At 50.6% G+C, this 21,435-nt stretch carries 20 protein-coding genes; 17 read left to right on the forward strand and 3 right to left on the reverse strand.

Features of this window, described 5'->3' with window-relative positions:
• The first annotated feature begins 1 nt into the window (after position 1).
• The 13 genes from nuoF to GN241_08255 all read left to right on the forward strand — a co-directional run bounded on the left by nuoF (position 2) and on the right by GN241_08255 (position 14,786).
• Positions 2–1,297 carry an NADH-quinone oxidoreductase subunit NuoF gene (gene nuoF, locus GN241_08195; GenBank protein XAT57348.1) on the forward strand — a complete coding sequence of 432 codons (1,296 nt, stop codon included), beginning with the start codon at positions 2–4 and terminating at the stop codon, positions 1,295–1,297.
• A gap of 4 nt (positions 1,298–1,301) precedes the next feature.
• Positions 1,302–1,628: a hypothetical protein gene (locus tag GN241_08200; protein ID XAT57349.1), complete on the forward strand. Its 327-nt coding sequence runs from the start codon at positions 1,302–1,304 to the stop codon at positions 1,626–1,628.
• Positions 1,629–1,767: 139 nt separating this feature from the next.
• Complete coding sequence (locus tag GN241_08205; protein ID XAT57350.1) at positions 1,768–3,777, forward strand: NADH-quinone oxidoreductase subunit G; 2,010 nt, start codon at positions 1,768–1,770, stop codon at positions 3,775–3,777.
• A gap of 81 nt (positions 3,778–3,858) precedes the next feature.
• Positions 3,859–4,896: an NADH-quinone oxidoreductase subunit NuoH gene (gene nuoH, locus GN241_08210; GenBank protein ID XAT57351.1), complete on the forward strand. Its 1,038-nt coding sequence runs from the start codon at positions 3,859–3,861 to the stop codon at positions 4,894–4,896.
• A 1-nt stretch (position 4,897) separates the two neighbouring features.
• Positions 4,898–5,392 carry an NADH-quinone oxidoreductase subunit NuoI gene (gene nuoI / locus GN241_08215; protein ID XAT57352.1) on the forward strand — a complete coding sequence of 165 codons (495 nt, stop codon included), beginning with the start codon at positions 4,898–4,900 and terminating at the stop codon, positions 5,390–5,392.
• Between the two features lie 121 nt (positions 5,393–5,513).
• Positions 5,514–6,122 (forward strand): NADH-quinone oxidoreductase subunit J, encoded by a 609-nt coding sequence (locus tag GN241_08220; GenBank protein XAT57353.1) that lies wholly within the window; start codon positions 5,514–5,516, stop codon positions 6,120–6,122.
• Positions 6,123–6,161: 39 nt separating this feature from the next.
• Positions 6,162–6,467: an NADH-quinone oxidoreductase subunit NuoK gene (gene nuoK / locus GN241_08225; protein ID XAT57354.1), complete on the forward strand. Its 306-nt coding sequence runs from the start codon at positions 6,162–6,164 to the stop codon at positions 6,465–6,467.
• A 6-nt stretch (positions 6,468–6,473) separates the two neighbouring features.
• Positions 6,474–8,579, forward strand: coding sequence for an NADH-quinone oxidoreductase subunit L (gene nuoL, locus GN241_08230; protein ID XAT57355.1), 2,106 nt, complete (start codon positions 6,474–6,476; stop codon positions 8,577–8,579).
• Position 8,580: 1 nt separating this feature from the next.
• Positions 8,581–10,128: an NADH-quinone oxidoreductase subunit M gene (locus GN241_08235; GenBank protein ID XAT57356.1), complete on the forward strand. Its 1,548-nt coding sequence runs from the start codon at positions 8,581–8,583 to the stop codon at positions 10,126–10,128.
• Between the two features lie 14 nt (positions 10,129–10,142).
• The gene (gene nuoN / locus GN241_08240) at positions 10,143–11,588 is read left to right on the forward strand and encodes an NADH-quinone oxidoreductase subunit NuoN (GenBank protein ID XAT57357.1); all 1,446 of its coding nucleotides are present in this window, start codon (positions 10,143–10,145) and stop codon (positions 11,586–11,588) included.
• A complete protein-coding gene (locus GN241_08245) occupies positions 11,578–12,339 on the forward strand; it encodes a biotin--[acetyl-CoA-carboxylase] ligase (GenBank protein ID XAT57358.1) in 762 nt (253 codons plus the stop codon). The genes nuoN and GN241_08245 overlap by 11 nt, the downstream gene beginning before the upstream one ends.
• 3 nt (positions 12,340–12,342) lie before the next feature.
• The gene (locus GN241_08250; GenBank protein XAT57359.1) at positions 12,343–13,113 is read left to right on the forward strand and encodes a type III pantothenate kinase; all 771 of its coding nucleotides are present in this window, start codon (positions 12,343–12,345) and stop codon (positions 13,111–13,113) included.
• Between the two features lie 5 nt (positions 13,114–13,118).
• The gene (locus GN241_08255) at positions 13,119–14,786 is read left to right on the forward strand and encodes an MBL fold metallo-hydrolase (GenBank protein ID XAT57360.1); all 1,668 of its coding nucleotides are present in this window, start codon (positions 13,119–13,121) and stop codon (positions 14,784–14,786) included.
• Positions 14,787–14,819: 33 nt separating this feature from the next.
• On the opposite strand, the gene GN241_08260 is transcribed toward GN241_08255, so the two are convergent.
• Together GN241_08260 and GN241_08265 are read right to left on the reverse strand one after the other, a co-directional pair.
• On the reverse strand, positions 14,820–16,250 hold the full coding sequence (locus GN241_08260) for a DEAD/DEAH box helicase (GenBank protein XAT57361.1): 1,431 nt from the start codon (positions 16,248–16,250) through the stop codon (positions 14,820–14,822).
• A 341-nt stretch (positions 16,251–16,591) separates the two neighbouring features.
• On the reverse strand, positions 16,592–16,801 hold the full coding sequence (locus tag GN241_08265; GenBank protein XAT57362.1) for a hypothetical protein: 210 nt from the start codon (positions 16,799–16,801) through the stop codon (positions 16,592–16,594).
• 109 nt (positions 16,802–16,910) lie between these two features.
• Between GN241_08265 and GN241_08270 the strand changes: the two genes are divergently transcribed.
• On the forward strand, positions 16,911–17,111 hold the full coding sequence (locus GN241_08270) for a hypothetical protein (GenBank protein XAT57363.1): 201 nt from the start codon (positions 16,911–16,913) through the stop codon (positions 17,109–17,111).
• A 99-nt stretch (positions 17,112–17,210) separates the two neighbouring features.
• Here the strand turns inward: GN241_08270 and GN241_08275 are convergent, their stop codons facing one another.
• The gene (locus GN241_08275; protein XAT57364.1) at positions 17,211–18,818 is read right to left on the reverse strand and encodes a peptide chain release factor 3; all 1,608 of its coding nucleotides are present in this window, start codon (positions 18,816–18,818) and stop codon (positions 17,211–17,213) included.
• Between the two features lie 118 nt (positions 18,819–18,936).
• Here GN241_08275 and GN241_08280 point away from each other — a divergent pair, with 118 nt between their 5' ends.
• From GN241_08280 to GN241_08290, 3 genes are all read left to right on the forward strand, one after another.
• Complete coding sequence (locus GN241_08280; GenBank protein XAT57365.1) at positions 18,937–19,716, forward strand: SDR family oxidoreductase; 780 nt, start codon at positions 18,937–18,939, stop codon at positions 19,714–19,716.
• Between the two features lie 160 nt (positions 19,717–19,876).
• Positions 19,877–20,941: an ATP-binding cassette domain-containing protein gene (locus tag GN241_08285; protein XAT59224.1), complete on the forward strand. Its 1,065-nt coding sequence runs from the start codon at positions 19,877–19,879 to the stop codon at positions 20,939–20,941.
• Between the two features lie 275 nt (positions 20,942–21,216).
• A complete protein-coding gene (locus tag GN241_08290) occupies positions 21,217–21,432 on the forward strand; it encodes a Sec-independent protein translocase TatA (protein XAT57366.1) in 216 nt (71 codons plus the stop codon).
• Positions 21,433–21,435 lie beyond the last annotated feature (3 nt).

Consider the following 21,435-nt stretch of genomic DNA (forward strand, 5'->3'; position numbering starts at 1 on the left):
TATGCTAACGGATAAAGATCGGATATTTACTAATATCTATGGCATGCATGATCGTTCGCTCGCCGGTGCGCGTGCGCGCGGCCATTGGGATGGTACGGCGGCCATTATCAAAAAGGGTCGCGACTGGGTCGTTGACACAATGAAAGCATCGGGTCTGCGCGGCCGCGGCGGCGCTGGGTTTCCGACCGGCCTCAAATGGTCTTTCATGCCCAAGGAAAGCGATGGGCGTCCGGCTTACCTTGTTGTTAACGCGGATGAATCAGAGCCGGGGACGTGCAAAGACCGCGAAATCATGCGCCATGACCCGCACACATTAATCGAGGGCTGTCTGATCGCCAGTTTTGCGATGAATGCCAACGCGTGTTACATTTACATCCGCGGCGAGTATATTCGCGAGCGCGAAGCGCTGCAGGCGGCGATCGATGAAGCCTATGATGCGGGCTTGCTTGGCAAGAATGCCGCCAAGTCGGGTTGGGATTTTGATCTTTATCTGCATCATGGGGCGGGTGCCTATATTTGCGGTGAAGAAACTGCCCTCTTGGAAAGCCTTGAAGGCAAAAAAGGAATGCCGCGGATGAAGCCGCCATTCCCTGCAGGTGCCGGGCTTTATGGCTGCCCTACGACGGTGAATAACGTGGAGTCGATCGCGGTTGTTCCAACTATTTTGCGCCGAGGCCCTGACTGGTTTAGCAGTTTTGGGCGGCCCAATAATGCGGGAACAAAACTGTTCGCGATTTCTGGGCATGTGAACAACCCATGCGTTGTTGAAGAGGCCATGTCGATCAGTTTTGAAGAATTGATTGAAAAGCATTGCGGCGGAATTCGTGGCGGTTGGAGTAATTTGAAAGCCGTTATTCCCGGCGGTTCTTCGGTTCCTTGTATCCGCGGCGAGCATATGCGTGATGCGATCATGGACTTTGATTATTTGCGCGAGCAACGCTCGGGGCTAGGAACCGCGGCGGTGATTGTGATGGATCAATCGACCGATATTATCAAAGCGATCTGGCGTCTTTCTAAGTTTTATAAGCATGAAAGTTGCGGGCAATGCACGCCGTGCCGTGAAGGTACTGGATGGATGATGCGCGTGATGGACCGTTTGGTGACAGGCGAGGCCGGTGTTGAAGAAATTGACATGCTGTTGGATGTGACCAAACAAGTGGAAGGGCACACTATTTGTGCGCTTGGCGATGCTGCGGCCTGGCCGATTCAGGGCCTTATCCGCAATTTCAGAGATGAAATAGAAGATCGGATCGCGCATAAGCGATCTGGTTCGATCGATGCGGTGGCGGCGGAATAAAACAATGCGTTGCTTGATAGCCATATTGCCAATCATGTTCTGCGTCTCTTGTGGTGAAAGCTACACAGACAATCAACATGCGTTTGACGGTGTGAAATTTAGCGCATCCTTGAAAGCGGGAAAAGACGCCCCTGAGGCCTTCTCGCTGCGCGTAAAAAAAGCTACGAAAAGTGTTGCGGGGGCGCGCGAAGCCGGGCGTTATGAGGCAACGAAATATTGCGTTGAAAAGTTTGGAACCTCAGATATTGCTTGGATAATGGGCCCTGACAACCCCGATTTAGAGCTTGAAAATGGCAATTTTAACCTGACTGGGAGCTGCGTGATTTTATGAGCCAAGCGTTATCCGATATGCGCCAAACGGGGTGCTATTCTTGCCTTGTCTGCCCAGCCACGCTTGGCCACATGCTGGTCAGCGCATTAAGAGCCGTCGCAGCGCAGCCCTCTAACGCAACAAAAGTTGAGATCATACAATGACCACAATGCGTACCATCGTTATCGACGATAATGAAATTGAAGTAGATAGCGCCATGACGTTGATCCAAGCTTGCGAGCAAGCTGGCATTGAAGTGCCGCGCTTTTGTTACCATGAGCGCCTTACAATCGCTGGTAATTGTCGTATGTGTTTGGTCGAAGTTGTCGGGGGGCCACCAAAACCTGCGGCCTCTTGCGCGATGCAGGTGCGCGATCTGCGCCCCGGACCGGAAGGGCAGCCACCGGTGATCAAGACCAATTCACCAATGGTCAAAAAGGCCCGTGAAGGCGTGATGGAGTTTTTACTGATCAATCATCCGCTGGATTGTCCGATTTGTGATCAGGGTGGTGAATGTGATCTTCAGGATCAGGCGATGGCTTATGGCCTTGATTTTTCGCGGTTTCGCGAAGCCAAACGGGCAAGTACCGATTTGGATCTTGGCCCTCTAGTTGAAACGCATATGACGCGTTGCATCAGTTGCACGCGCTGCGTGCGCTTCACAACAGAAGTTGCTGGAATCACGCAGATGGGTCAAACTGGACGCGGCGAAGATAGCGAAATAACCAGCTATCTTGGGGAAACGCTGAACAGCAACCTGCAAGGCAATATTATCGATCTCTGCCCTGTTGGGGCTTTGACGTCAAAGCCCTATGCTTTCACCGCGCGCCCTTGGGAGTTAACAAAAACAGAAACAATCGACGTGATGGATGCGCTTGGATCCAATATTCGCGTGGATACGAAAGGCCGTGAAGTGATGCGTATTTTGCCACGCAATCATGACGAGGTGAATGCAGAATGGATTTCGGATAAAACCCGGTTTGTTTGGGATGGGTTGCGCCGGCAAAGGCTTGACCAACCCTATCTGCGTGAAAATGGCAAATTGCGCCCCGCCACATGGCCCGAGGCTTTAAAGGCCGCAGCAGCGGCGATGTCGGGGAAGAATTTGGTTGGTTTAATTGGGGATCTTGTGCCGGTTGAAGCGGGTTTTGCGCTGAAAAACCTGGTTGAAGGTTTGGGGGGCGCGGTTGAATGCCGCGTTGATGGCGCGCAGCTGCCCGCTTTGAACCGCTCTGGCTATGTTGGATCTGCGGTGATTGAAGATATTGATGCCGCGGATGAAATTTATTTGATCGGCTGTAATCCTAGGTTGGAAGCGCCGGTTTTGAATGCGCGCATTCGTCAAGCTTGGACAAAAGGCGCGCAAGTCAAACTTGTCGGGCAGGCGGTTGATCTCACTTATGACTATGAACTGATTGGCGCGGATCGAGCTGCGCTGGCCAAATTGTCGAAAACCGCAAAATCTGCAACGGCGCCATTATTCATCATTGGCATGGGTGCTTTGGTTGAGGCTGATGGTGCGGCTGTGCTGGGGCACGCGATGGGGCTGGCCGAAGACGCGGGCGGCAAACTTATGGTGCTGCACACGGCAGCCAGCCGCGTGGGCATGCTGGATATCGATGCCACCTGTGAGGGCGGCGTCACCGCAGCGCTTGATTCGGCTGAGGTTGTTTTCAACCTAGGGGTGGATGAAGTTGAAATTGCCGCTGGTCCAGTGGTAATTTATCAAGGCAGCCATGGTGATCGTGGTGCGCATCGCGCAGATATCATCTTCCCAAGCGCTGCCTACACGGAAGAGAACGGCTTATTCGTCAATACCGAGGGGCGCCCACAATTGGCCGTAAGGGCGGGTTTTGCACCTGGTGAGGCGAAAGAAAACTGGGCGATTTTGCGGGCGTTATCAGCCGAGTTAGCCGCTACCTTGCCCTTCGATTCGTTCGCTGAATTGCGTCAGAGTTTGCTTGAAGCTCACCCGCATCTTGGCCAAATCGATCAGATCTCGCAAAGCGAATGGGCGCCGCTTAAGGCGGGGACGTTGGGCAAAGCTACGTTCCGAAGCGCGATTTCAGATTTCTATTTAACCAATCCGATTGCGCGGGCGTCAAAATTGATGGCAGAACTTTCGGCGGGTACTGAGGCGCGCGCTCAAGCGCCGGTGGCGGCAGAATGACTCTTTCCTTAAATAAGGTCTGCGCGATGCAGATTACCCCGCGTTCTTCCACGTTTTCAGCGAAACTAGTTAGGAATACCGATGGCTGATTTTCTCACAACTCCAGGCGGTATTGCGCTAACCATCGTGGCGCAATGTCTCGCGGTTTTGGGCTTTGTTATGGTCAGTCTGCTCTTTCTTGTATACGGAGATAGAAAGATTTGGGCGGCCGTACAGATGCGCCGCGGCCCTAATGTGGTTGGCGTGTTTGGTCTGTTGCAAACAGTCGCGGATGCGCTGAAATACGTTGTGAAAGAAATCGTGGTGCCCGCGGGCGCCGATAAAACGGTTTTTTTCCTTGCGCCGCTGATTTCTTTTGTGTTGGCGATGGTAGCCTGGGCGGTGATCCCGTTCAATGATGGCTGGGTCTTGGCCAATATCAACGTTGCTATTCTATATGTTTTCGCGATTTCTTCGCTTGAGGTCTATGGCGTTATCATGGGGGGCTGGGCCTCGAATTCAAAATATCCGTTTTTAGGCTCATTGCGCTCAGCAGCGCAGATGATTTCTTATGAAGTGTCGATCGGCTTGATTATCATTGGGGTTATTATTTCAACGGGATCCATGAATTTTGGCGATATTGTTGCAGCGCAAGACGGTGCTTATGGGTTCTTCAGCTGGTATTGGTTACCGCATCTGCCCATGGTGTTTTTGTTTTTCATCTCTGCATTGGCAGAAACAAATCGCCCGCCCTTCGATCTGCCGGAAGCTGAATCAGAATTGGTGGCTGGCTATCAAGTTGAATATAGCTCGACGCCATTCCTGTTGTTTATGGCAGGCGAATATATTGCGATTTTCCTGATGTGCGCGCTGACCTCATTATTATTCTTCGGGGGCTGGTTGTCACCAATCCCAGGAATTCCCGATGGAGTTTTATGGATGGTCGGCAAAATGGCATTCTTCTTCTTCATGTTCGCCATGGTGAAGGCGATTACGCCGCGCTATCGCTATGATCAATTGATGCGGATCGGCTGGAAAGTCTTTTTGCCGATGTCGTTAGCCTGGGTTGTTATTGTAGCGTTTTTTGCAAAATTTGAGCTGTTTGGCGGCGCTTATGCCCGCTGGATGATAGGGGGTTAAGATGAGCCAGATAGATTATACACGCGCCGCGAAGTATTTTTTGCTTGCCGATGTGTTTACCGGATTGAAGCTTGGCCTGAAATATTTCTTCAAACCAAAGGCAACGCTAAACTACCCTCATGAAAAAGGCCCTTTATCGCCACGGTTTCGCGGAGAGCATGCGCTGCGACGCTATCCAAATGGCGAAGAACGCTGCATCGCTTGTAAGCTTTGCGAAGCGGTTTGCCCCGCGCAAGCGATTACCATCGATGCAGAACCGCGCGATGATGGCAGCCGACGCACCACCCGCTACGATATCGATATGACCAAGTGCATTTACTGCGGCTTTTGCCAAGAGGCCTGCCCGGTTGATGCCATCGTGGAAGGGCCAAATTTTGAGTATGCAACCGAAACCCGCGAAGAGCTTTTTTATAATAAAGATAAATTGCTTGAAAACGGCGATCGTTGGGAAGCAGAAATTGCACGCAATCTTGAGTTGGACGCGCCGTACCGATGATGGATATTTTGAGTGGGCCTTATTTGAGCGTTGCAAAGCGAAGAAATCGGAATGCGCTGAGAGGCGCAGCAGCTTATGACGTTGTGGTGGATGCGTCATTGACAAAAAAGGATATTTCTGGATGAGCGTGGTTGGATTTGCATTCTATCTGTTTGCGTTATGTACGGTGACAGGCGGGCTGTTTACCGTGGTAAGCCGAAACCCAGTGCATTCTGTGTTATGGCTTATCTTAACATTTTTATCATCTGCTGGATTGTTCGTATTGCTTGGCGCCGAGTTTGTGGCGATGCTTTTGGTCATTGTCTATGTTGGCGCTGTTGCGGTTTTGTTTCTCTTCGTCGTGATGATGTTGGATGTTGATTTTGCTGAATTAAAGGCGGAGATGGCGCAATACTTGCCGCTTGGCTTGTTAATCGGTTTGGTTTTGTTGATGCAGCTGTCGATGGCGCTTGGCGTGTGGAGCGTTGCTGACACGGCTGAGGCGGCGCGGGCAGCTGTGACTCCAGCAGAGACGCATAACACCGTGGCGCTTGGTTTGCTGATTTATGATCAGTATTTCTTGCTCTTCCAATTGGCGGGTCTGATCCTGTTGGTGGCGATGATCGGGGCGATCGTTTTGACCTTGCGCCACCGCAAGGATGTAAAGCGGCAAGATGTTTTGGCACAAATGTATCGCGATCCAGCATTAGCGATGGAATTGAAAGACGTAAAACCGGGGCAGGGGCTTTAAGCCAATGTCGCCTAAGATTACAGGAACCGAGGGAATTTTATGATTGGTTTAGAACATTATCTAACAGTGGCGGCCTCGCTTTTTGTGATAGGTATTTTTGGTTTGTTTTTAAATCGAAAAAACGTGATTATTTTGTTGATGTCGATCGAGCTGATGCTGCTTGCTGTGAACATCAATCTGGTTGCTTTTTCGAGTTTTTTGGGCGATTTGGTCGGACAGGTTTTTACGCTTTTCGTGTTGACGGTCGCCGCCGCAGAAGCTGCGATTGGTCTGGCGATTTTGGTCAGTTTCTTTCGCAATCGCGGCACCATCGCCGTTGAAGACGTCAACGTGATGCAAGGATAGTCGAAAATGGTAAAGCTCATTCTTTTTGCGCCCTTAATTGGAGCCTTGATTGGCGGGTTCGGCTGGAAAATAATCGGTGAAACCGCCGCTCAATACGTGACAACTGGTCTGTTGTTTTTGGCTTGCGCCCTAAGCTGGATTGTCTTTTTGGGATTTGATGGTGAAACGCAAATCATTCAAATATTTCGCTTTATCGAAAGCGGAAGCTTAAGCACAGATTGGGCGATCCGGTTGGATCGGCTGACAGCGATCATGTTGATCGTCGTCACCTCTGTGTCTGCTTTGGTGCATCTTTACAGCTTTGGATACATGGATCATGATCCGCAATGGAATGAGGATGAAAGCTATAAACCCAGATTTTTTGCTTATTTGTCTTTCTTCACATTCGCGATGCTTGCGCTTGTCACATCTGACAATCTTATTCAGATGTTTTTTGGCTGGGAAGGCGTTGGTGTAGCCTCGTATCTTTTGATCGGGTTTTATTATCGTAAACCAACGGCCAATGCTGCGGCAATCAAAGCTTTTGTGGTGAACCGGGTTGGGGATTTTGGCTTTGCATTGGGCATTTTCGGCTTGTTTTATTTGACCGATAGCGTGTCTTTTACCGAGGTGTTTGCCGCTGCGCCAAAGCTAGCCGAAACACAAATTCATTTTTTATGGCGGGAGTGGAATGCCGCCAATTTACTAGCGTTCTTGCTGTTTATCGGTGCGATGGGCAAATCGGCCCAGCTGTTTTTGCACACATGGCTTCCCGATGCGATGGAGGGGCCAACCCCGGTTTCTGCGCTTATTCATGCGGCCACCATGGTTACAGCGGGTGTATTTTTGGTGTGTCGGATGTCACCTTTGATGGAATACGCGCCCGAAGCGATGGCATTTGTGACTTTTCTTGGCGCTTCAACAGCCTTTTTTGCTGCCACTGTTGGTCTGGTTCAAAACGATATCAAGCGCGTCATTGCCTATTCAACCTGTTCGCAGCTTGGCTATATGTTCGTCGCCGCGGGCGTGGGTGTATATTCGGTCGCCATGTTCCACCTGTTCACGCATGCGTTTTTCAAAGCCATGCTGTTTTTGGGGGCGGGATCTGTGATCCATGCGATGCATCATGAACAAGACATGCGCAATTATGGCGGTTTGCGGAAAAAAATCCCTTATACATTTGCGGCTATGATGATTGGAACTTTGGCCATTACCGGTGTTGGTATCCCTCTCACGCATATTGGTTTTGCCGGATTTTTATCAAAGGATGCTGTGATTGAAAGTGCTTGGGCAGGAACCTCGGGTGGCTATGCGTTTTGGATGCTGGTTTTCGCCGCTATGCTGACATCTTTTTACAGCTGGCGTTTGATTTTTCTAACCTTTTACGGTGAGGCGCGCGGTGATCACCATACGCATGAGCACGCGCATGAAAGCCCCAAAGTCATGTTGATACCCTTAGGTGTTCTCGCGCTTGGCGCGGTGTTCAGCGGCATGGTGTGGTATAGCAGCTTCTTTGGCGATCATGCCTCTGTGAATAGGTTTTTTGGCATTCCCGAACATCATGTGTCAGAGAAAGACCATGGGCATGATGTGGGCCATGATCAGGGCGATGGGGCGCAGGCTGACAAAGCCGATACGCATGCGAAAAAAGCCGACGGACACGCGGTACAGGCGCAAGCACCAATAGGCGCGATTTATATAAGAGCTGATAATCACGTAATGGATGAGGCGCATCATGCCCCGGTCTGGGTGAAAATCAGCCCGTTTATTGCGATGCTTATTGGTTTTGTAACAGCGCTTTGGTTTTACATTTGGGATCCGGCGATGCCCGCGCGCCTCGCGGCAAACCAGCGCCCTCTTTACCTATTCTTGCTCAACAAGTGGTATTTTGATGAAATCTACGATGTGCTTTTTGTAAAACCAGCCAAAGCTCTTGGGCGTTTGCTCTGGAAGCGGGGCGATGGCAAAATCATTGATGGCACGCTCAATGGTATCGCGCTTGGGTTTATTCCGATGGTGACGCGTTTGGCGGGGCGGGCGCAGTCCGGGTTTATCTTCACCTATGCCTTTGCGATGGTGATCGGAATTGTAGTGCTTGTCACTTGGATGAGCTTTACCGGAGGAGGCAACTGATATGGATACTTTGCTATTGTCCATTGTAACCTTTGTACCGGCTATGGCGGCTTTGATCCTTTTGGTTGTTGCGCGCGGCGAAGATGCCGCGGCCGGTTTGGTTGCCAAGCGCTTTGCGTTGGTCGCAACAACCGCAACATTTATCATTTCGCTGTTCATTTTATGGCAGTTTGATCCGTCTGATACGGGATTTCAAATGGTGGAAGAGGCCGATTGGCTTTTGGGTTTGAAGTATAAGCTGGGTGTGGACGGGATCAGCATTCTATTTGTCATGCTAACAACATTCATGATGCCCTTGGTGATTGCCGCATCCTGGGGTGTGAACACGCGCGTCAAAGAATATATGATCGCGTTTTTGCTTTTGGAAACGTTGATGCTGGGCGTGTTTATGGCGCTTGATCTGGTGCTGTTCTACCTGTTTTTTGAAGCGGGTTTGATCCCGATGTTCTTGATCATTGGGATCTGGGGTGGAAAAGAGCGGATCTATGCCTCGTTTAAGTTCTTTCTCTACACGTTTTTAGGATCCGTTTTGATGTTGGTTGCCATGGTGGCGATGTTTGCCGAAGCGGGCACCACAGATATTCCAACTTTGATGATCCATGAGTTTGATTTTGCCGATATGAAGATATTGGGTCTTCATATCGTGGGTGGAATGCAAACCTTGCTGTTTTTAGCGTTTTTTGCCAGCTTCGCCGTAAAAATGCCGATGTGGCCTGTGCACACCTGGCTGCCCGATGCACATGTGCAGGCACCCACGGCCGGTTCCGTTGTATTGGCGGCTATCCTTTTGAAAATGGGGGGATATGGGTTCTTGCGCTTTAGCTTGCCGATGTTTCCCGTCGGGTCAGACGTGATGGCGCCGGTGGTGTTGTGGATGTCGGCGATCGCTATTTTCTATACGTCTTTGGTGGCACTGATGCAGGAAGATATGAAAAAGCTTATCGCTTATTCTTCGGTTGCGCATATGGGGTATGTGACAATGGGGATATTTGCGGCCAATCAACAAGGGATTGACGGCGCCATTTTTCAAATGCTGAGCCATGGCTTCATATCAGGAGCGCTGTTTCTCTGCGTTGGCGTTATTTACGACCGTATGCACACGCGCGAGATCGATGCGTATGGCGGTTTGGTGAACCGTATGCCCGCCTATGCACTTATTTTCATGCTGTTCACAATGGCCAATGTGGGCCTTCCGGGCACGTCGGGTTTTGTGGGTGAATTCTTAACGCTTGTCGGCATATTCCAGGTCAATACCTGGGTGGCTTTGGTTGCAACGGCCGGGGTAATTCTATCCGCCTCATACGCGCTTTGGCTCTATCGCCGCGTGGTTATGGGGGATCTGATCAAAGAGAGCCTGCGCACAATATCTGACATGAGCCGGCGCGAGCGGGCGATCTTTGCACCATTGGTGGTGATGACCTTATTGCTGGGTGTGTATCCGGCATTGATATTGGATCTCATCGGCCCCTCTGTCGAGGCCTTGGTGCTGAATTATGAAATGGCTTTGGGGATCGCTGAGACCAGCACCCAATTGGCCGCATCGCATTAACAGGAGTACGGTCAATGATCCAAGCTGATCTGAACATTATTCTGCCCGAGGTTTTTCTATCGGTTTTTGCGATGCTTGCTTTGGTGGGAAGTGTCTATACGAGTAAAGACCGCTTGGGCCCGCTTTTGGTCTGGCTCACCGCGGCTATTATGGCTTTGGTTGCATTGGCCATTGCAACCACTGGCTCCGGCGAAACGCAGGTTGCATTTGGCGGTATGTTTGTAGATGACGGCTTTGCCCGTTTCGCAAAAGTGACTATTTTGTTCTCAGCGGCAGCGGTGCTGGTGATGAGCGAAGATTACATGTCTCGCAATGGGTTGTTGCGCTTTGAATATCCACTTTTGGTTGTTTTCGCGGTTGTCGGGATGATGGTGATGGTCTCGGCGGGTGATCTTATGGCGCTTTATATGGGGCTTGAGCTACAATCTTTAGCGCTTTACGTGATCGCCTCGCTGCGCCGCGATAGTTTGAAATCGACTGAGGCCGGCCTGAAATATTTTGTGCTTGGCGCTTTGTCATCTGGGCTTTTGCTGTATGGTGCGTCGCTCTGCTATGGCTATTCGGGCACAACCTTGTTCACGGGCATTGTTGCCGCGACAGCAGAGAGCGACATTTCTGTTGGCTTGTTGCTTGGCTTGGTGATGATCAGCGCGGGTTTGGCGTTCAAAGTTTCCGCCGTGCCGTTTCATATGTGGACACCTGACGTTTATGAAGGTGCTCCTACACCGGTGACGGCATTTTTTGCTACGGCGCCGAAAGTGGCCGCGATTGGTTTGTTTGCGCGCGTGCTGCATGATGCCTTTGGAAATGTTGTCGGAGATTGGCAACAGATCATCGCTGTTTTATCGTTGCTTTCGATGTTTTTGGGTGCGTTTGCGGCGATTGGGCAAACAAACATCAAGCGTTTGATGGCCTATTCCTCGATTGCTCATATGGGGTATGCGCTTATGGGGTTGGCTGCGGGCACGGCTTTTGGATTGCAAGCCTTGCTCATTTACATGGCCATTTACGTCACGATGAATATTGGAACTTTCGCGTTTATTCTTTCGATGCAAAAAGATGGAAAACCGGTCACGGATATTGCGTCTTTGAACATGTTATCGCGCAGCCAGCCTGGTAAAGCCTTGGCTATGCTGGTGCTGTTGTTTAGCTTGGCCGGCGTGCCTCCTATGGTCGGGTTTTTTGGAAAATTATATGTGCTGCGCGCCGCTTTTGACGCGGGTTTGGCTTGGCTCGCGATCGCTGGCGTTATCGCGTCTGTGATCGGGGCCTTTTATTATTTGCGGATCGTGTTCTATATGTATTTTGGCGAGGAGCAGGAAATTGGTCTTGATGTTTCAAAATCTCCAGTCATGGCCTCGGTTTTAATGGCCTCTGCAATCATTATGGTGGTTGGCGTTGCCAACCTGTTTGGTTTGGAAGGCCTGGCAGCTGCAGCGGCCCAGACCCTTGTGCAATAATCTGCCCGCAGGGTATGAGATTCGGGAATATGAGGAAATCTCTAGCACCAATGCTGAGGCATTGCGCTGCGCTGGCCGGATAGAAAAACCCACTTGGTTTTTTGCCCATAAGCAAACCGCAGGCCGCGGCCGGGGTGGAAAAGCCTGGGTAGATCCGGTTGGAAATTTTGCAGCGACAGTGCTGGTATTTCCTCAAGGAAAAATTCAAGACGTTGCCTTGCGCTCTTTCGTGGCGGGCTTGGCGGTGCATGATGCTTTGGTTGAGGTCAGTTTTGGTGCTGATGAATTTTCCTTAAAATGGCCAAATGATGTGTTGTTACAGGGCAAAAAATTGGCGGGAATTTTGCTGGAAACCAGCATTGATGAAGGCGGTCGCCGCGCGCTTGCGATTGGGGTTGGGGTGAATTTAAACCAAGCGCCCGCGCAAACAGATTTGCAACTTGGCGCGCTGGATGCGGTCGGTTTATTCTCTGCGCTGAACCTGAAAATTACACCCCTTAGCTTTTTAAAGATATTGGCGCAGCGCTTTGATGATTGGGAAACCCGGTTTTTAAAACAAGGCTTTGAGCCGATACGCGTGGCGTGGCTTGCACGGGCGGCGCGCCTTGGCGAGGTTATTACCGCGCGCGTGGGTGGCGAAGACATAACCGGACGATTTGACAGGATTGATGATTCAGGGCATTTGCAGTTGCAGACACCATCCGGCGCGCGTTCTATCGCCGCCGCTGAAATCTATTTTAGAGGAACGTAGCTGATGTTACTTGCGGTGGATTGCGGCAATACCAATACGGTTTTTTCAATTTGGGATGGCGAAAGCTTTATCGCCACTTGGCGTGCTTCGACAGAAACGCAAAGAACCGCCGATCAATATTTTGTCTGGTTATCAACGCTGATGTCGTTGCAGAAAATCAAAGCGGACATCACAGAGATGATTATTTCGTCAACGGTGCCGCGCGTGGTATTTAATTTGCGCGTCTTGGCAGATAGATATTTCAACACTCGGCCATATGTGGTGGGAAAGCCTGATTGCCTATTGCCCGTAAACATCCGCGTCGATCGTGGCACTGCGGTGGGTCCGGATCGGTTGGTCAATACTGTTGCGGGATTTGATTTATATGGCGGCGACCTGATCATTGTAGATTTTGGCACCGCCACCACATTTGATGTTGTGGATGGTGACGGGGCTTATATCGGTGGTGCAATTGCACCAGGGGTAAACCTGTCACTCTCGGCGCTCCACCAAGAAGCTGCGGCGCTTCCGCATGTTGATATTGCCAAGCCGAAAGCGGTGATTGGTAAGAATACGGTCGCCTGTATGCAATCGGGAGTATTTTGGGGGTATATTGGTTTGGTGCGAGAAATCTGCAAACGGATCAAAGCTGAACATGCGCGCCCAATGCAGGTTATTTCCACCGGTGGTCTTGCGCCATTGTTTCAGACGGCAGATACGCTATTTGACCATTACGAAGATGATTTAACAATGCATGGCTTACAGGTTATCCATGCCCATAATAAAAACGGATAGGGCTCATGAGCAGTGAGAGATTGATTTACCTTCCCCTTGGGGGAGCGGGTGAAATTGGCATGAATGCCTATGTCTATGGCTATGGGCGAGAAGGGGCTGAACGGTTGATCGTGGTGGATCTTGGTGTCAGCTTTCCCGATATGGATGGCACCCCGGGGGTGGATTTGATTTTGCCCGATATCACTTGGCTTATCGCGCAGAAACACCGAATTGAAGCAATTTTCATTACGCATGCGCATGAAGACCATGTTGGTGCTTTGGGCCATTTATGGGGGGATATTGGTGCTCCGGTCTACGCCCGGCGCTTCACGGCCAATATCGCGCGGCGTAAAATGGTAGAACGAGGTCATCCTGACCGCGTTGTCTCGACCATTGAGGCCTGGCCTGAAACTGTTGAAAAGGGCCCCTTTAAGGTCGGTTTTTTGCCGATTTCACATTCCATTCCTGAAAGCAGTGGCTTGGTTATTGATACGCCGCAGGGGCGGCTTCTTCATACGGGCGATTTCAAGCTGGACGAAACGCCGCTGGTGGGAGAAGCGTTTGATCCGCAACTTTGGGCAGATGTCGCACGCCCGGGGGTGAAAGCGTTGATTTGTGACAGTACAAATGTGTTTTCCGGGCATGAAGGTCGGTCTGAAGCGAGCCTGGGTGCAAATATCGACGCTTTGGTGGAAAGCGCCGAGCGGATGGTGGTGGCCACCACATTTGCAAGCAATATCGCGCGGGTTAAAACACTTGCGCAGGCCGGTATGCGGGCAGAGCGCTCGATTTGTTTGATGGGCCGCGCGATGCGCCGCATGGTGGAAACTGCGCTTGAAACGGGTGTTTTAAATGACTTTCCGACGGTGGTGAGCCCCGAGGATGCACAAAATATTCCTCGCGAAAATCTTATGCTTTTAGTGACTGGGAGCCAAGGCGAGCGCCGCGCCGCCAGCGCGCAGCTTGCGCAGGGTAAATTTCAAGGCATCAGTTTGAAGGAGGGCGATATGTTCTTGTTTTCCTCCAAAACCATTCCTGGAAATGAGCGCGGCGTTATTCGTATCATCAACCAGCTCTCTGAAAAAGGCGTAGATGTTGTGGATGATAGCGATGGCCTCTACCATGTGTCCGGCCATGCAAACCGCCCCGATTTACAGCGCATGCATCAGATCACGCAGCCTCAAATGGTCATTCCAATGCATGGAGAGCATCGCCATTTGCGCGCGCATAGCAAACTGGCGCAAGATAGCGGTTTGCCTGCTTTGATCTGCGTCAATGGTATGATGCTGGATTTGTCTGGGAATGCCCCAAAATTGGCCGAGTATATTGAAACGGGTCGTCGGTATTTGGATGGGTCTATTCAAGTGGGGGCGCTGGATGGTGTGGTGCGGGATCGTATTCGCTTGGCGCTGAATGGCCATGTGATTGTGAATGTTATTTTGGACGATGAGAATGATATGTTGGGGGAACCTTGGGTGGAAACCCGAGGTCTCAGTGAAATGGGACACGCAGGGGCGCCTTTGGTTGATCTGCTTGAAGAAGATCTTAGTCAGTTCATCGGTAGAGCTGGCGAAAAAACACGCGGCGATGATGATAAGATGGAACAAGGCTTCAAGCGCGTGGTGCGCCAAACATGTCAGGCCGAGATCGGAAAATCACCAGAAGTGACCGTGATCGTGAGCCGTTTGATGTAGCCTTGAGTAATCTGGCAACGAGGCGGAGGTTTTCTACCTTAAGCTGCCGGATTGCTGGCTGCGCCGATCCTCAAAGCTAAGAGCAATAAAGCTTGGCATGTGATCTCCCAAGCCGATGATTGGCTGGCTTTCATGCTCAGAGTCATTTTTGTGCCGTCTGCGCGGAGCAGTGCTGCGTTCCGTACGAGTTTTGGGTGGGTGCGAGGCGCGTGCGGTATCTGTACCAGAGCTGCGTTCTGCTATATTTTTGTCACCTATGTCATCGCGAGATCGAGCTATTGAGGCCGCTTCAATAGCGGGCGCGGGTTCTGAGGATTTGAGTGGGTTTTCCTGGCGCGGTATTTCTTTCTTTATCAACGCCTCGATGGCATCAAAATTCTTTTGGTCTCGCGGGCTACAAAGCATCATTGCTTTACCATCGCGTCCTGCCCGCCCGGTGCGGCCAATGCGATGCACATAATCTTCAGGATGCGACGGCACATCAAAATTAAAAACATGGCTCACAGAGGGCACGTCAAGCCCGCGCGCAGCCACGTCTGAGGCGACGAGAAACCGCAATTTGCCTTCTCTGAAAGCCTCGAGCGTTCTTGTGCGTTGGGATTGATCAAGATCTCCGTGAATTGGAGCTGCGTCATAGCCATATTTTAAAAGCGATTTTGCGCAAATATCCACATCAGTTTTACGATTGCAGAAAATAATACCATTCTTACAAGCGGCGCCTTCGGCATCGATAAGACCGCGCAAGACCGCGCGCTTTTCACTGGCTTCGTGATCTCTGCGCGAGCCTTTGAACATCACCACGCTTTGCTCAATGGTTTCTGAAGCCGTGGCTTGCCGAGCCACTTCTATCCGCGTGGGCGCCGAAAGAAATGTATTGGTTATACGCTCGATTTCTGACGCCATTGTGGCGCTGAAGAAAAGCGTTTGCCGGGTGAACGGGGTTAGGCCAAAAATACGCTCAATATCGGGAATAAACCCCATATCAAGCATGCGGTCAGCCTCATCAACCACCATAACCTGAACGCCTGTAAGCAACAGTTTCCCTCTTTCAAAATGGTCTAAAAGTCGCCCTGGCGTTGCGATCAACACATCCACGCCCTTATCGATCAAAAGATCTTGTTCTTTAAAGCTGACGCCGCCAATTAAAAGCGCCTTTGTCAGTTTCAAGTGTTTAGTATAGGTGTCAAAATTCTCAGCAACTTGGGCTGCCAATTCGCGCGTAGGGCAGAGCACGAGAGAGCGCGGCATCCGCGCGCGGGCGCGACCCCGAGCCAAAAGATGAATCATTGGCAAGGTGAAGCTGGCTGTTTTGCCTGTTCCGGTTTGTGCAATGCCCAAAACATCTTTTCCAGCCAAAGCTGCGGGGATTGCTTGGGCTTGGATGGGCGTGGGCGTTTCGTAACCGGCCTCATCGATTGCTTTTAAAATTTTTGGGTTTAAGCTCAGGTCAGAGAATTTTGTCATCTAAATCCGCGTTTGGAGAGCCCTTAGCGTTATCGCATTTTGGCCAGCTTCGATCGAGTTAACGAAGCCGAAAAGGGCATAATTTAGGTGCGGTGTACTCTTATTATCTTGAATGGTCAATGGTTTCACTGGTTTGGGCCGTTTGGTCTTTAAATTAGTAAACTGTTCTGCCATTGCAGGCACAGTTCTGAACGATTTTTGAGCTTTAGGTAGGAGCGCTGAAATCACGCCTTTGAGTTATCCGAAAACTAGGTGTAGATGCCTAAGCGCTGCTCTTAATGGACATGCTAAATCTGTTTCAAAACACCCCCTAGGTTAAAACAGTTTGTGGCACCGCGGTGTCATTGCGCGACGCGCAGGGCCAAACCGCTGCCCACGACTGTAACAATGCCTAAACCACTAATTTCATTGATGCTTGCGGATCTATCGCGTTTAACAAGATAATTATCCAAACAAATAAACGCATAAGATTTGCCCTTCAGCGTTTTTATCACTCTTAGATATGCTTGCCCGCTTGGTAGGCTTTCAAAACTTTCAACATTTACCTGCAAGCCCTTTTACCTCTGATCGGTTCAACAGGTCTGAGGCGCCACGCCTGTTTGAATTTTTTGCCTTTAACGGGCGCTGTGCCACTCTTGATACAGAGGAAGGCTTGCGCCGATGGCCCTCGAAAAGGAAACTGCAGTCTCTAAGCCTTTGGGTGTTTTGGATCTTTTTTTCAAAAGCGCAACGTTTACTGAGTCTGAGATAAACCTATATTCCAACCACAGCTATCGGTTCTCAGAAGCGGCGCTGTTGCGGCAAGATTTTGTTTCGCTCAATATGATGCGGCACTACCACCATGGGGCAAACTATTTTTGAACCGAACGAAAACCAAGCCCGGAAGCGGTGACGTTGATTTGATTTCAAAAAAGACGCGCTTAAAAAAAATGAGGTTGGGGGGCTAATGCTGGATCGGGATTAGACCATCATTTCTTTTGTCGATGTCAGCGTGACATCGGGATAATCACGTTGGACACGATCGATATCCCATTGCAAGCGCGTCAGGTAGACATGATCGCCATCGTGGTCAAAGGCCATATGCTGGCGGTTGGCGTTTGAAAAGGTATCGACGGCTTCTTTTGTGCCGCTGACCCAGCGTGCTGATGTGAACTGGCTGGTTTCAAACCGCACGGGCAATCCATATTCCAATTCAATTCGACTGGCCAAAACCTCAAATTGAAGCGCCCCGACTACACCCACAATAAAGCCAGAACCAAGGCTGGGTTTAAACACTTTTGCCGCGCCTTCTTCGGCAAATTGCATCAAGGCTTTTTCCAAATGCTTGGCTTTCATGGGGTCGCCCGCGCGGCAAGCCTGCAGCAATTCGGGGGCAAAAGAGGGGATGCCTGAAACTCGCAAGGCCTCGCCTTCGGTGAGCGTATCGCCAATGCGCAATTGCCCGTGATTTGGAATGCCAATGATATCCCCGGCCCAAGCTTCTTCTGCCAATTCACGATCCGAAGCCAGAAATAAAACAGGGTTCGAGATCGCCATGGTTTTTTTGCTGCGTACATGGGTCAGTTTCATCCCACGCCGAAAATGCCCAGAAGCCAGCCTAACAAACGCCACGCGATCGCGATGCTTGGGGTCCATATTGGCTTGAACCTTAAACACAAACCCAGCCACTTTGGTTTCTTCGGGAAGTATTTCGCGGGGCTGTGCGGTTTGTATCTGAGGCTCTGGACCATAGGCTTTGATACCTTCCATCAATTCTTTCACGCCGAAGGAATTGATCGCAGAGCCAAACCAAATCGGCGTCATACTGCCTTGCAAAACAGCCTGTGGATCCAATGCAGGAAGCAGACCGCGGGCCATTTCAACATCTTCTCGCAATTTATCTAAAAGGTGCTCTGGCACATGCTTGGCAAGTTTTGGATCCTCTAAGCCGTTAATTTCGATACTTTCGGCGATATGGTTGCGATCCGCGCGGTCCATCAGCTCCAATCGATCATTTAGCATGTCATAGCAGCCTAAGAAATCGCCGCCAGTTCCGATTGGCCAGCTGGCGGGCGTGACATCAATCGCCAGATTTTCCTGTATTTCGTCGATAATATCGAAAATTTCTCGGCTTTCGCGATCCATCTTATTACAGAATGTCAAAATTGGCAGATCGCGCAACCGACACACTTCGAATAATTTCCTAGTTTGGCTTTCAACTCCCTTGGCGCCATCAATTACCATAATCGCCGCATCTACGGCGGTTAAAGTGCGATATGTGTCTTCAGAAAAATCGCTGTGACCAGGGGTGTCTACAAGATTATATCGGCACTCTTTATAATCAAAAGACATTGCAGAGGCAGATACTGAAATTCCGCGATCTTTTTCCATCTGCATGTAATCTGAGCGGGTGCGGCGGGATTCGCCTTTGGCGCGCACTTGCCCAGCCATTTGAATGGCGCCCCCGAATAAAAGGAATTTCTCGGTTAGAGTGGTTTTGCCAGCATCGGGATGCGAGATAATCGCAAAGGTGCGACGGCGCGCAATTTCAGAGGGCAAATCGGGGCGGTTTGAGAATTTATCTAGCATAGGCGCCGTATAGTTTGGGCCAGAATGCTTGGCAAGTATTGGATTGTTTCGCATGTTTTGTCGGTTGCAATTCAGCCTGGTTCAACGATAGTCAAGGGTAATCATATAGGAGGCAGCAATGGATTTAGGAATTGCGGGAAAATCGGCTTTGGTCTGCGCGTCGAGCAAGGGATTGGGCTTTGGATGTGCACAGGCTTTGGCCGAGGCGGGGGTTGATTTGGTCATGAATGCGCGCGGCGCAGAGGCGTTGGAAAATGCCGCTGACGCTATTCGCGCGCGCTATAATGTAAAGGTGCAAACTGTCGCGGCTGATATTACCAGCTTGGCCGGCCGCGATGCGGTGCTGGCTGTCGCTCAACAACCTGATATTTTGATCACAAACGCTGGTGGTCCGCCCCCTGGCGCTTGGAGCGATTGGGACCGTGATGATTTCCTGGCCGCGCTTGAAGCCAATATGCTCACCCCGATTGATTTGATGAAACGGCTTTTGCCCTCGATGATGTCGCGTGGCTGGGGCCGGGTTGTCAATATCACATCGCAATCGGTAAAAGCGCCGATTGCGGTTTTGGGTTTGTCAAATTCCGCGCGCGCAGGACTGACCGGCTACGTGGCAGGAACGGCCCGACAGGTTGCGCCGCACGGGGTAACAATTAACAATTTGCTGCCCGGCGTGCATGATACGGACCGTATCAGCGCATTGGATCAAGCCGCCTCTCAGGCCCAAAATACGAGTTTGGATCAGGTCAAGAAAGAGCGCGCCAAGTCCATTCCTGTTGGGCGATATGGCCTTGCCCAAGAATTTGGAAAAACCTGCGCGTTTATGTGCTCGCAACATGCGGCGTTCATGGTTGGTCAAAACGTCTTGTTGGATGGCGGTGCCGTAAACGCAACCTTATAGCGAAGCTGTCCGGCAAAAGGCATTTGGTTTAGCGCGCCAAGAGCAGAGGTAAATCGGGAGCGTTTGGGGCTGCTTGAATTTCGCTGCGTTTCCTGACAAATCACATAGAAGATCGGTTAAACGAGGATGGATTGCGGTGGCCTCTGATATTTTGCCTCGCTTGGAAATAACGGATATAAGCCGCAGCTTTAACGGCCAGCGGGTGGTGGATAGCGTTTCTTTGCGGATCAACCCTGGGCAAGTGACCTGTCTTTTGGGGCCTTCGGGCTGCGGTAAGTCAACCACGCTTCGAATTATCGCAGGCGTTGATCGCCAAGATCATGGACAGATTTTGATCGATGGTCAGGTCGTGTGTGATGGCGTGTCTAGCTTGCCAGCAGAGCACCGCTCGATTGGATTGATGTTCCAAGATTTTGCGCTGTTTCCGCATCTATCGGTGGGCGATAATGTTGGTTTCGGCGTGATTGGCGGGCGTGATGAAAAGCGGGCAGCGGCAGAAACCCTGTTGGGAAAAGTCGGCTTGCGTCATCGTATTGATCAATACCCACATTCGCTTTCTGGAGGCGAACAGCAAAGGGTTGCCTTAGCGCGCGCCTTGGCGCCAAAACCACGTATAATGTTGATGGATGAACCGTTTTCGGGCCTGGATAATAGGCTGCGCGATGGCATTCGCGATGAGACCCTCGCGATCTTAAAATCCGAAGATACGGCCGTTCTTTTGGTGACGCATGAGCCTGAGGAGGCGATGCGGATGGCCGATGAAATCGCGCTGATGCGCGCGGGACGGATCGTTCAATCTGGCGCGCCTTATAACATTTATAACGCGCCCGTAGATCGCGCCGCCGTGGCGGTTTTTTCCGATGCGAATGTTATAAAAAGCCAAGTTAAGGGGGCTTTGGCTGAAACGCCATTTGGACAATTTTTTGCCCCGGGCTTGAGCGACGGCACGAAGGTGGATATTGTTGTGCGCCCGCAGCATGTTCGCATTGATTTTGATCGTCAGGGTAAGGGGCCAAATCCAACCCCATCGCAAGGCGTGGCTGCATTGGGGCATGTCATCCGATCGCGCTTCTTGGGCAGTGAAAGCCTAGTTGAGTTTAGAATGGCCTATGACGGATCCATTTTAAAAGCCTCAATTCCAAGCGTTTTTTTACCCAAACCCGAACAGCCAATGTGGCTTACAATGCCAAGAGATCGCTGCTTTATCTTTGAAGCAACCCGCTAAAATATACCGGGTAAGTCGTTTTGGTTCTGTGGTGAATGGGTTTTAGAACCCTGTGAATTTGAGGGTTTTTTATAGGCAGCGCGATAAACAGGTGTTGATCATCGCTGCGGCTTTTTTGATGGAGTGGGCTTATTTTTTAAAAAATTATTCAATTCAAAAGAAAATATGACACAAAAATGCAGTTCGCGCTTTAATCGGCTGACCGAAAGTCATAGATAACAGATAAGAGAATGTAAGATCAGGCCTTGGCTTGGTTGTATTAAGGAGAAAAAAGAATGCTTAATAATATAGGCCTTCCGGGTTTGTTGCTGATCGCTGTCGTTGTGTTGGTTCTGTTTGGGCGTGGTAAGATCAGCTCTTTGATGGGGGAAGTTGGAAAAGGCATCACCGCGTTTAAAAAGGGCGTGAGTGATAGCAGCAAAGAACTTGAAAAAACGATGAGCGAAGACGTCAAAGATATCACGCCGGAAACAGATAAAGACAAGGTCTGATAA

This window comes from Rhodobacteraceae bacterium IMCC1335, assembly GCA_039640495.1.
Taxonomy (GTDB): domain Bacteria; phylum Pseudomonadota; class Alphaproteobacteria; order Rhodobacterales; family Rhodobacteraceae; genus Thalassovivens.